This is a genomic window from Brevundimonas sp. (genome assembly GCF_032017145.1).
Lineage (GTDB): Bacteria > Pseudomonadota > Alphaproteobacteria > Caulobacterales > Caulobacteraceae > Brevundimonas.
The window spans coordinates 21,987-32,687 of the sequence record NZ_DALZQC010000026.1 but is presented as its reverse complement, the minus strand read 5'-3'; the positions used below and the strand labels follow the sequence as shown (position 1 = coordinate 32,687).

General features: G+C 68.4%; 10 protein-coding genes. 6 read left to right on the top strand and 4 right to left on the bottom strand.

Going from position 1 to position 10,701, the window contains the following annotated elements; genetic code table 11:
* Window positions 1-136 precede the first annotated feature (136 nt).
* From xth to RTU05_RS06645, 3 genes are all read left to right on the top strand, one after another.
* Window positions 137-922, top strand: a complete 786-nt coding sequence (gene xth / locus RTU05_RS06655; RefSeq protein WP_312596773.1) for an exodeoxyribonuclease III — start codon at window positions 137-139, stop codon at window positions 920-922.
* A gap of 5 nt (window positions 923-927) precedes the next feature.
* A complete protein-coding gene (locus RTU05_RS06650) occupies window positions 928-1,443 on the top strand; it encodes a hypothetical protein (RefSeq protein ID WP_312596771.1) in 516 nt (171 codons plus the stop codon).
* A gap of 84 nt (window positions 1,444-1,527) precedes the next feature.
* The gene (locus tag RTU05_RS06645; protein ID WP_312596769.1) at window positions 1,528-2,445 is read left to right on the top strand and encodes a cobalamin biosynthesis protein CbiG; all 918 of its coding nucleotides are present in this window, start codon (window positions 1,528-1,530) and stop codon (window positions 2,443-2,445) included.
* A 10-nt stretch (window positions 2,446-2,455) separates the two neighbouring features.
* On the opposite strand, the gene recN is transcribed toward RTU05_RS06645, so the two are convergent.
* Both recN and RTU05_RS06635 read right to left on the bottom strand, forming a co-directional pair.
* The gene (gene recN, locus RTU05_RS06640) at window positions 2,456-4,165 is read right to left on the bottom strand and encodes a DNA repair protein RecN (RefSeq protein WP_312596767.1); all 1,710 of its coding nucleotides are present in this window, start codon (window positions 4,163-4,165) and stop codon (window positions 2,456-2,458) included.
* A gap of 89 nt (window positions 4,166-4,254) precedes the next feature.
* The gene (locus tag RTU05_RS06635; protein ID WP_248119821.1) at window positions 4,255-5,109 is read right to left on the bottom strand and encodes an outer membrane protein assembly factor BamD; all 855 of its coding nucleotides are present in this window, start codon (window positions 5,107-5,109) and stop codon (window positions 4,255-4,257) included.
* A 194-nt stretch (window positions 5,110-5,303) separates the two neighbouring features.
* Here RTU05_RS06635 and RTU05_RS06630 point away from each other — a divergent pair, with 194 nt between their 5' ends.
* Window positions 5,304-6,239, top strand: a complete 936-nt coding sequence (locus tag RTU05_RS06630) for a ribose-phosphate pyrophosphokinase (protein WP_248119565.1) — start codon at window positions 5,304-5,306, stop codon at window positions 6,237-6,239.
* Between the two features lie 83 nt (window positions 6,240-6,322).
* Window positions 6,323-7,459 carry a hypothetical protein gene (locus RTU05_RS06625; RefSeq protein ID WP_312596764.1) on the top strand — a complete coding sequence of 379 codons (1,137 nt, stop codon included), beginning with the start codon at window positions 6,323-6,325 and terminating at the stop codon, window positions 7,457-7,459.
* Window positions 7,460-7,531: 72 nt separating this feature from the next.
* Here RTU05_RS06625 and RTU05_RS06620 read toward each other — a convergent pair whose 3' ends face one another.
* Window positions 7,532-7,741, bottom strand: coding sequence for a hypothetical protein (locus RTU05_RS06620; RefSeq protein ID WP_066550777.1), 210 nt, complete (start codon window positions 7,739-7,741; stop codon window positions 7,532-7,534).
* 20 nt (window positions 7,742-7,761) lie between these two features.
* A complete protein-coding gene (gene aceA / locus RTU05_RS06615; protein ID WP_312596762.1) occupies window positions 7,762-9,042 on the bottom strand; it encodes an isocitrate lyase in 1,281 nt (426 codons plus the stop codon).
* Between the two features lie 155 nt (window positions 9,043-9,197).
* Here aceA and RTU05_RS06610 point away from each other — a divergent pair, with 155 nt between their 5' ends.
* Window positions 9,198-10,628 carry a short-chain fatty acyl-CoA regulator family protein gene (locus RTU05_RS06610; protein ID WP_312596760.1) on the top strand — a complete coding sequence of 477 codons (1,431 nt, stop codon included), beginning with the start codon at window positions 9,198-9,200 and terminating at the stop codon, window positions 10,626-10,628.
* The last annotated feature ends 73 nt before the right edge of the window (window positions 10,629-10,701 follow it).

Genomic DNA, 10,701 nt, shown 5'->3' with positions numbered 1-10,701 from the left:
CGCCCGCCCCCGCCGGCGGCCGCCCCTAGGCGACGGTCAGATATCGACAAGGAAAGGCCGCCGGGCGATCCGGCGGCCTTTTTCTTTTGAACGACGGTCTTTTCGGATCGCGAGACGCAGCCTAAGCCTTGACCCCATGCGCATCGCCACCTGGAACGTGAACTCCGTCAACGCCCGCCTGCCCACCGTGCTGGCGTGGCTGGAACAGGCCGCCCCCGACGTCGCCTGCTTTCAGGAAATCAAATGCGTGGACGAGAAGTTCCCGCGCGAGGCCTTCGAAAGCCTGGGCTACAATGTCCAGACCCACGGCCAGAAGAGCTACAACGGCGTCGCCTTGCTGTCGAAATATCCGATGTCCGACCTCCGGCGCGGCCTGCCGGGCGACGAGACCGACGAACAGGCCCGCTATATCGAGGCCCTGATCGAGGCGCCCCGCCCGATCCGCGTCGGCGCGATCTATCTGCCCAACGGCAATCCGATCGGGACCGAGAAGTTCGCCTACAAGCTGGCCTGGTTCGACCGGCTGAACCGCCACGCTCAGAACCTGCTCGGGTTCGAGGAGCCGCTGGCCCTGTGCGGTGACTACAACGTCATCCCCGAGGCCGAGGACGCCAAGACCCCCGCCGCCTGGACCGACGACGCCCTGTTCCAGCCCCAGAGCCGCCAGGCTTTCCGCGCCCTGAAGAACCTGGGCCTGGCCGACGCGCACGAGATCGGCGGCGAGCCGGCCGGAACCTACACCTTCTGGGACTATCAGGCCGGCGCCTGGCAGCGTGACCACGGCATCCGCATCGACTTCGCCCTGCTGTCGCCCCAGGCCGCCGACCGCTTCCGGGGCATCGAGACCCACCGCGACGCCCGCGACATGGACAAGCCCAGCGACCACGTGCCTGTCGTGGTCGAACTGGACCTGGAGGGCTGACGCCGATGGCCGACGCCTTGCGGGTGGGTCTGCTGATCGCCCTGGCGGCGGCCCTGCTGACGACCTTGGCCCTGGCGCTGTCGTGGTGGATGGAGCCGCCGCGCCGCCTGCGCCGCGCCATGCTCAAGGCCCTGGCCGCCGCGCCCGAGGTTGAGGCCCTGTCGCCGGGCGAGGGCCGCGCCTGCGCCCTGAACTTCGACGTCGACCAGGTGGTGGTGCTATGGGCCAACGGCGCCCACGGCCTGGCCTACGCCTTCGACGAGGTCGAGGGCGGCGAGATCATCGTAGACGGCCATGTCGTGGCCCGCGTCCGGCGCGGCGAGGCGCGCAAGTCGCTGGACGTCCTGGCCCCCGACGCCGAACAGGTGGTTTTGCGTCTGATGTTCGCCGACGCCCGCCATCCCGAGTTCGAGTTGGCGCTGTGGGACGCCGCCCTGCCTGTCCAGACCGGCTCGCCGGGCGAGGCCCTGCGGCTGGGCCGGCGCTGGCTGTCGCACATGGAGGCCCTGCTGAAGGGCTGATCCGCGACAGGGCCTTTCGGTCGCCGCGATGGGGCGTTAGAAGCCCCGCTCATTCCTACCGACGCCTTTATCAAGGAGGCCGCCTTGGCCCGCCTTTTCGACGCCTATGTCGTCGCCGACTGGACCGCCGCCGAAACCAAAAAGCTGGGCGACACCTCGCTGTGGATCGGCGTGGCCAAGCGCGACGTGCGGTTCCGCCTCTATACCGAGACCCACAACGTCGCCACGCGCGCCGAGGGCGAGGCCCTGCTGGCCTCCATCCTGGCCGATCACAGGAAGCGCGGCGACCGGGTGCTGGTCGGGCTGGACTTCAACTTCGGCTATCCCGCCGGCACGGCCGCGCGGCTGAAGCTGGATGGGACGTCCGGTCAAGCCCCGTGGCAGTTGATGTGGAAATTCATCGCGTCCAACATCGTGGACAAGGCCGACAACACCAACAACCGCTATCAGGTCGCGGCCAAGATGAACCGGCTGATGACCGACGAGGCCTGGCCCTTCTGGGGCGCCCCGGCCAAACAGGCGCAGCGCTGGCTGACCACGACCAAGCCGCCGGTTGGCGCCGGCGCCGACATCCCCGAGTTCCGCGCCACAGAGGACGCGGTTCGAAAGGGCCGGCTCCAGCCCAAGAGCGTCTGGCAGATGCATGGCGCGGGCGCGGTAGGCGGCCAGACCCTTGTCGGCATTCCCGCCGTGCGCCGCCTGTTGGAAAGCCTGGGGCCGTCCGGCGCGGTCTGGCCCTTCGGCACCGGCTGGCGAGAACTGACGCCCGCCGATGTCGAGCCGCTGTCCGCCCTGGTCGTGGAGGTCTGGCCGTCGATGTTCGCGACCACGCTGGAGCCCGGCGAGTTCAAGGACCAGGCCCAGGTGCGCACGACCGCGGAGGCCCTGGCCCATATGGACGACGCCGGCGACCTGGCCAGGGCCTTCGGCCCGCCCAAGACCGCCACACCCGACCTGATCGCCCGGGTCGAACAGGAAGAAGGCTGGATTCTCGGCGCCTGAGGGCCGCCCTCTATCCTATCAACGCTCGCGCCGCCGCGCGGGCTTCATCGGTGATGGCGGCGCCCGACAGCATCCGGGCGATCTCTTCGCGGCGGTGATGGTCGTCCAGGGCGACGACCGTGGTGGTGGTCGTGACGCCGGATTCGGAGGCCGCATCGGCCTTTTTGACCTTCCAGTGGGCATGGCCGCGCGCGGCGACCTGTGGGCTATGGGTCACGACCAGGACCTGGGCGCCGGTCGACAGCCGCTTCAGGCGCGATCCCACGGCTTCGGCCACCGCGCCGCCCACGCCCTGATCCACCTCGTCGAAGATCATGACCGGCTGGCGCACGTCCTCGCGGCTGGCCAGGGCCGCCTTCATGGCCAGGGCGAAGCGCGCCAGTTCGCCGCCCGACGCGATGGCGTCCAGCGGGCCGAAGTCGGTTCCGGCGTTGGTGGCGATCTGGAACCGCACGGTCTCCAGCCCCTCCGGCCCGCGCCGTCCCTCGATCCGCTCCAGCGCCACGCGGAACCGCGCCCGCTCCAGCTTCAACGGCGCCAGTTCGCCCATGACGGCGGCGGTCAGCCGGTCGGCCGCCGCTTCGCGCGCCGAGGTCAGGAACTCGGCCGCCAGATCATAGGCTTCGGCCGCCTGAGCGGCGTCGCGGCCGGCGTTGGTCAACGCCTCCTCCCCGTCCTCGATCAGCCGAAGCTGCTCGCGCAACCGGATCCGCAGCGTCGGCAGGGCGTCGACCGTGGTGTTCAGCTTTCTCGCGGCCGCGCGCAGGGCGAACAGCCGTTCCTCCGCCTTGTCCAGCCGACCGGGTTCGTAGTCGAAGGCGTCGGCGGCGGCGTCCACGGCGGCGATGGCCTCGGCCGCCTCGACCATGGTGCGGTCGATGGCCTCCACGGCGGCGGACAGTTTCAGAATGACCGGATGGTCGCCCTCGGCCCCCGCCTGCCCGGCCCGCTGACGCGCGTGTTCGACGGCGCGCAGGGCCGAGCCCAGCTTCTGGCTCAGCTTGTCGCCGCCCAGCTGGGTGCGGGCGTCGGCTAAGTCGGCGATGGCCTTTTCCGCCGCGCCCAGCAGGGCGCGTTCCCCGGCCAGTTCGGTCTCCTCGTCGGCGCGCGGGTCCAGCGCATCCAGTTCGGACAGGTTCAGGCTGATCTCTTCCAGCCGCGCGGCGGCGTCGGCGGCCTGGGCCTTCAACTCGGCCAGCTTGGCTTCGGCCGCTTTCAGCCTGATCGAGGCGGCGGCCACCGCCGCCAACTGCGGCTGAAGCCCGCCATAGGCGTCCAGCGCCCCGCGATGGGTGCGCCAGTCCAGCAGGCCCACGGTTTCGTGCTGGCCATGCACCTCCACCAGGGCGGCGCCGATCTCGCGCAGGGCCGTCACCCCGGCCGGCTGATCGTTGACATAGGCTCGGCTTCGGCCATCCGCGCCCAGCACGCGGCGCAGGATCAAATCCTCGCCCGGTCGGACGTCGAATCCCTTGTCGGCGATCAGGGCCAGAAGATCGGGATCGTCGGGCGCGGAGAAGACCGCCGTCGCCACCGCCTGTCTGGCGCCTTGCCGCACCAGTCCGGCGTCGCCCCGCCCGCCCAGCGCCAGCCCCAGGGCGTCCAGAATGATCGACTTGCCCGCCCCCGTCTCGCCGGTCAGCACGGTCAAGCCGCTCTCGACCTCCAGATCGAGCACGTCCACCAGGACGACGTCGCGAATGGACAGGGCGGTCAGCATGGGCGCACGCGATTCGACATCGCCGCCATTCTAGCGCGGCCGATCCAAGAACAAATCAGGAATTACAGCCCCGGTGCGCGACGAATCCCTCAGCCCGGGATGAGACGCTTCAGCCAGCTTTCGCGTTTGGCCTCGGGGGCCTTTTCGGGCGTCTGGCCGTTTTCGGTCAGAAGGGCGTAGGCTTCGGAATACCAGGGGCTGCCGGGATAGTTGTAGCCCAGGACCGCGCCGTTACGGGTCGCTTCTTCCTTCAGGCCCAGCTGCAGGTTCACCTCGACCAGACGATACAGGGCTTCGGGCGTGTGCGAGGTGCGCTGATAGTCGGGGTTGGCGATGACGGCCTTGTAGCGGTTCAGGGCCGCCAGCGGCTGGTTGGCGCGCTGATAGTAGCGGCCGATGTTCATTTCCTTGCCGGCCAGCTGGTCGTTGACCATGTCGATCTTGACTGCGGCGTCCGAGGCGTAGGGCGTGCCGGGATAGCGGCGGGCCACATCCTTCAGCCCGGCCAGGGCGGCGGTGGCGTAGCCCTGGTCGCGGCCGACATCGGTGATCTGTTCGAAGTTGCAGACCGCCTTCATGTAGAAGGCGTAGGCCGCCGACGGATTGCCGGGGAACAGCTGGATGAACCGATCCGCCGCTGCAATGGCGTCGGCGTAGTTGTTGTTCTGGTAGTAGGCGTAGATCTGCATAAGGATCGAGCGCCGCGCCCAGTCTGAATAGGGGTGCTGGCGTTCGACTTCCTGGAAATAGTCCACCGCGTCGGACCAACGCCGCTGCTGCAGGCGGTCATAGCCGGTGTTGTAGAGCGCCTCGACCGGACGTTCCTCATAGGCCAGCTTGGGACGCTTTGTGCCCGAGCAGCCTGAAATCGTCACGGCGGCGAGCGCCGCGGCCATCAGCACCATGCCGGAACGGAACTTAGAAGCGGACAAGGACGACCCCATGACGTGTGAAGACAACGGTCATAGGACCGCTTCCCCCGGAAACCAAGGCGGCGATCTCTAGCACCCGCGACCGAGCCGCGCCATGCCGAGGAAATCTCCGCATGTGACTTGCCCTGCCCGGCACCGCTGGTAAAGAGCGCGCCAACCGACCGCCGTTCATGGGGGGCGGATGACGGCGAAAGGATGACCGGCCGATGAAGCTGCTCTCTGGCAACTCCAACCGCGCACTGTCCCAGGCGATCGCCGACCACCTGGATGCGCCGCTGACCAAGGCCCAGGTCAAGCGGTTCGCCGACAACGAAGTCTTCGCCGTCATCGAGGAGAATGTGCGGGGCGAGGATGTCTTCATCCTGCAATCCACCTCCTACCCGGCCAACGACAATCTGATGGAGCTGCTGATCATCACCGACGCCCTGGTGCGGGCCTCGGCGAAGCGGATCACGGCCGTCATGCCCTATTTCGGCTATGCCCGTCAGGATCGGAAGACCGGCGGCCGCACCCCGATCTCGGCCAAGCTGGTGGCCAATCTGATCACCCGCGCCGGCGCCGACCGGGTGCTGACCATGGACCTGCACGCGGGCCAGATTCAGGGCTTCTTCGACATCCCCACCGACAATCTGGTCGCCACCCCGGTCCTGGCCCAGGACATCAAGGACCACTATCCGCGCGGCGACGACCTGATGATCGTCTCCCCCGACGTGGGCGGCGTGGTGCGCGCCCGCTCGCTGGCCAGCCGCCTGAACGCCGACCTCGCCATCGTCGACAAGCGCCGGCCCAAGGCAGGCGAAAGCGAGGTCATGAACATCATCGGCGATGTCGAAGGCCGCCGATGCATCCTGTTCGACGACATCGTCGATTCGGGCGGCACCCTGGTCAACGCCGCCAAGGCCCTGATAGACCAGGGCGCGACCGAGGTCTCGGCCTATATCAGCCACGGCGTCCTGTCCGGCCCCGCCGTCCAGCGCATCACCGACGGTCCGCTGAAGGAGCTTGTGATCACCGACTCCATCGAGCAACCCCACGAAGTTTTGAACTGCTCGAAAATCCGAACGGTTTCCGTGGCTCCGCTGATCGGAGAGGCTATCCGACGGATAGCGAACGAGGAATCGGTTTCAAAGCTGTTCGATTAACCCTCGGGTAACCATAAGGAACGCCTTATAAGCGCCCATAGTGTTGGCGCTTTTGCGCGCGTGATCGCCTTGAGGATGTTCCAATGAAATCGGCCCCCCTGCGCCGCGGCGTCTCCGCCGTCGCCATCGTCGCCGCCATGATACTCGCCAGTTGCGAGAGCGGACCCTCCAAGGCCGAGCTGGAGGCTCAACGCCTCGCGGCCGAACTGGCCGCCCGCCAGCCCCCGCCCATCTCGCTGAACCAGGGCGTGGCCGAGGCCGCCTCCATCTATGTCGCCTTCCTTCGCGAAGCCCGCACCATCCAGCCCGGCGGCTTCCCGGACGCGGAGTCGATCCAGGCGGCGATCCGCAAGGGCGCCTCCTATGACGCCGAACAGCTGTCGCGCGGCCTGATCGCCTATGGCGCCATCATCGCCATGCAGTCGCCCGAGTTCGTCGCCGGCGTGCGCCAGTACGCCATCGATCCGACCCAGCGTCAGCAGATGGTGGCGCAGATCGTCGCCGATCCGGCCTATGCCGCCACCCTGCCCGGCGCCGACGCCGCCGCCGGCCTGATCGCCAGCACCATCGGCAAGGATGCGGTCGCCATGCGCGCCATCGCCGAGGGTATCGAACAGGACGCCTATACGATCCAGGGCCGCAGCGATCCGCGCCGCCGCTGGGCCACCACCCCCATCGCCAACCGCGAGGGTCGGCTGGAGGGCGCCAAACACCTGTCCGAGGTCAATATGCTGCCGTCGGCCGAGGAATCGGCCCAGCTGTTCGCCGCTGGCAACAGCGGAACCGGCCTGGGTCTGGAGCCGTCGCGCAAGGGTCCGCCCTACACCCCCGCCGTGGTCCGTTCGCTGGCCATCGCGGCCCTGGGCGCCCTGGGCGCCGGCGGCGACGAGGCGCGCGCCAACACCGAGGCCCTGACGCACGAGCCGAACAGCGAGTTCTGCCTGAACATGTCCAAGCTGATGCTGTTCCAGTGCCTGGCCGCCTCGCGCCCCAGCTACGAGGACATCTTCTGCCTGGGCCGGCACGTGACGCGCGATCTGGCCACCTGCACCACCGAGGCCACCCAGATCACCACCATCATCGTGGGCGATCCTCAGGAAACCGGCGCCCCGGCCCGCACGCCCGTCGCCGCCGCCGCGCCGGTTCAGACATCCGTCCCGGCCGCGACCCCGGCCGTCGTCACCACCCAGTCGCTGAACACCGGCCCGACCACCCGCTAAGGTCGGCCGATCCCGAACGACGAAAGGCCCGCCCCGGACGATCGGAGCGGGCCTTTCTTCATGCGCGACGGCCTATTCGTAGCCGTGCGCCGCCTCGTTGATGACCTGGGACGGCATGGACGAGAAGTCCACGGCGACCGGCGTCGCGGTCTTGGCCTGATAGGTCCGCAGCACGTGCGTCATGCGCCGGCGCACCTCACGTTCGGCCTCTGTGCCGGTGTCGAGGGCCAGGGGCGCCAGGCAGAAGTCGATGATGGCTTCGGTACGGGTCAGCGGTTCCATGGGTGCGGTTCCTTTTCTGATTAAGCCGCAGTGGTGAACTGAGCGGTCTCGGTCGAGTCCTTCAACGCCGTGGTGGACGACGTGCCGTTGGAGATGACCGTGGCGACCTGATCGAAATAGCCGGTGCCGACTTCGCGCTGGTGGCGGGTGGCGGTGTAGCCGCGCGCCTCATTGGCGAACTCTCGCTGCTGCAGCTCCGAATAGGCCGCCATGCCCTGATCGCGATAGCCGTCCGCCAGTTCGAACATCGAGTTGTTCAGGGCGTGGAAGCCCGCCAGAGTCACGAACTGGAACTTGTAGCCCATGGCCCCCAGCTCGCGCTGGAACTTGGCGATGGTGGCCTTGTCCAGCTTGGCCTCCCAGTTGAACGACGGCGAGCAGTTATAGGCCATCAGCTTGCCGGGATGCTTCTTCTGGATCGCTTCGGCGAACTTCCTGGCGTCGTCCAGGTCCGGGTGGCTGGTCTCCCACCACAGCAGGTCGGCGATATTGGCGTAGGACAGGCCGCGCGCGATGCAGTGGTCCAGGCCCGTGCCTTCCTTCAGGCGGAAGAAACCCTCGGGCGTGCGGTTCTCGCGGTCGATGAAGGGCTGATCGCGCTCGTCGATGTCCGAGGTGATCAGCTGGGCCGATTCGGCGTCGGTGCGGGCGACCGTGATGGTCGGCGTGCCCATGACGTCGGCGGCCAGACGCGCGGCGACCAGATTGCGCTCATGCGCCTGGGTGGGGATCAGCACCTTGCCGCCCAGGTGGCCGCACTTCTTCTCCGAGGCCAGTTGGTCCTCGAAGTGGACGCCCGCCGCACCCGCCTCGATGAAGGCCTTCATGATCTCGAAGCTGTTCAGCGGGCCGCCGAAACCGGCCTCGGCGTCCGCGACGATGGGGGCGAACCAGTCGCGCTTGGCCCCGCCCTCGGCGTGCTCGATCTGGTCGGCGCGTTGCAGGGTGCGATTGATGCGGCGGCACAGTTCCGGCGCGGCGTTGGCCGGATAAAGCGACTGGTCCGGGTACATGGCGCCCGCCGTATTGGCGTCCGCCGCGACCTGCCAGCCCGACAGATAGATGGCCTTCAGACCCGCCCGGACCATCTGCATCGCCTGATTGCCGGTGACGGCGCCCAGGGCGTTGATGAAGGGCTCGGTGTGCAGCAGTTCCCACAGGCGGTTCGCGCCGCGTTCTGCCAGCGTATGGGTGACCGGCACCGAACCGCGCAGGCGCAGGACGTCCTCCGGCGTATAGGGGCGCTCGATGCCGTCGAAACGGCCCGCGGGCGAAGGAACCAGGTCGGCGAAGGTGGTCATAGTCGAACTCGTCTGGGAAAGGCGCGGCCGCAGCCGCCGTCTCGGAGACAAGAACACGCCGAAGTCACGAATGACACAGCACCGATGCCGACATTGCAGTCACTTTGTCACAACATGACTTTGCATAATCGGTCATGTTGTGACATTCTGCGCGTATGGACGCCTCCGCCGACCGAAAGCTGTTCCTCGGCGCCCGGCTGAAGCGGCTGCGGCGCGACCTTGCGCTCACCCAGACCGCCATGGCCGCCGACCTGGGCGTTTCCCCCAGCTATCTCAATCACATAGAGCGCAATCAGCGGCCCGTCTCGGCCCAACTCCTGCTGCGGCTTGCCGACACCTATGACGTCGATCTGCGCAGCCTGAACCAGGCGGGCGCGGCGGACGAGGCGCGCCTGACCGAAGTCCTGACCGACCCCCTGTTCAAGGGCCTTTCCGCCCCCCGGCATGAGCTGGTGCGCCTGCTGGAAGAGGCGCCGGGCGTCGCCGACGCCCTGCTTCGTCTCTATCAGGCGTTCGACGACGGCCGCGCCAAGGCCCGCGCCGCCGCCGAGACCGGCGACGGCCTGGTCGAATCCAGTCCCGCCGACTGGGTGCGCGAATATATCCAGTCGCGCGGCAACCACTTCCCCGAACTGGACCAGATGGGCGAGACCCTGGCCGAAACCCTGGCGGCCGAGGCTCCGGTTCACGCCGACGGCTTCGAACCCGCCGCGCGTCAGCGTCTGGCCGCGCGCCACGATCTGGGCGTCCGCACCCTGCCCGCCGAGGTCATGGTCGAATGGACGCGCCGCTACGACCTGCACCGCCGTCGTCTGCTGCTGTCGGAAACGCTGGGGCCGTCGTCGCGCGCCTTCGCCATCGCCTATCAGTTGGCCTTGGCCGAGCAAGGACCGGCGCTCAACGCGCTGGCAGAGGCCGCGAACGCCCCGGACGCGCCGACTCGATCCCTGCTGAAGGTCGCCCTGACCAACACCCTCGCCGCCGCGACCCTCATGCCCTACGCCGCCTTCCAGCGCGCGGCCGAGGACGGCGGTTACGACCTGGCCCGGCTCCAGGCCCGTTTCGGCGTCAGCTACGAACAGGCGGCCCACCGGCTGACCACCCTGTCGCGGCCGACCGCGCGCGGCGTGCCCTTCTTCCTGATGCGGGTCGATCAGGCGGGCAATATCTCCAAACGCTATGCGGCCGGGGCCTTCCCCTTCTCGCGCTTCGGCGGCGCCTGCCCGCGCTGGCGGCTGCATTCGGCGTTTCGCACGCCGGGTCGCATCGTCACCCAGATCATCGAGACGCCGGACGGCAATCGCTGGTTCACCTTCGCCCGCACGGTCGAGCGCCAGGGTCACGACGGCTATGGCGAGAGCCACGACCTGGCCGTGGGCCTGGGCTGCGAACTGCGCCACGCCCATCGCCTGGCCTATGCGCGGGGTCTGGACCTGGACAGCCCGGACGTCACGCCCATCGGCCCGGCCTGCCGCCTGTGCCACCGCCACCCCTGCGCCGAACGCGCCGCCGCCCCCATCGACCGCCCGCTGGCCGTCGACGACTGGTCCAAGTCCGTCAGCCCCTACCCCTTCGGCGCGGCATGACTTCCACAGCCCGTCATCCTCGCCCTTGTGGCGAGGATCCAGACTCCCGGTGTTTGCACTACGAGCACTGTCG

Coding starts and splice junctions, on each gene's coding strand:
- aceA (WP_312596762.1), bottom strand. CDS start 9,042: ATGACCACCTTCGCCGACCTGGTTCCTTCGCCCGCGGGCCGTTTCGAC.
- RTU05_RS06650 (WP_312596771.1), top strand. CDS start 928: ATGGCCGACGCCTTGCGGGTGGGTCTGCTGATCGCCCTGGCGGCGGCC.
- RTU05_RS06610 (WP_312596760.1), top strand. CDS start 9,198: ATGGACGCCTCCGCCGACCGAAAGCTGTTCCTCGGCGCCCGGCTGAAG.
- RTU05_RS06635 (WP_248119821.1), bottom strand. CDS start 5,109: ATGGGGTCGTCCTTGTCCGCTTCTAAGTTCCGTTCCGGCATGGTGCTG.
- RTU05_RS06620 (WP_066550777.1), bottom strand. CDS start 7,741: ATGGAACCGCTGACCCGTACCGAAGCCATCATCGACTTCTGCCTGGCG.
- RTU05_RS06625 (WP_312596764.1), top strand. CDS start 6,323: ATGAAATCGGCCCCCCTGCGCCGCGGCGTCTCCGCCGTCGCCATCGTC.
- recN (WP_312596767.1), bottom strand. CDS start 4,165: ATGCTGACCGCCCTGTCCATTCGCGACGTCGTCCTGGTGGACGTGCTC.
- xth (WP_312596773.1), top strand. CDS start 137: ATGCGCATCGCCACCTGGAACGTGAACTCCGTCAACGCCCGCCTGCCC.
- RTU05_RS06630 (WP_248119565.1), top strand. CDS start 5,304: ATGAAGCTGCTCTCTGGCAACTCCAACCGCGCACTGTCCCAGGCGATC.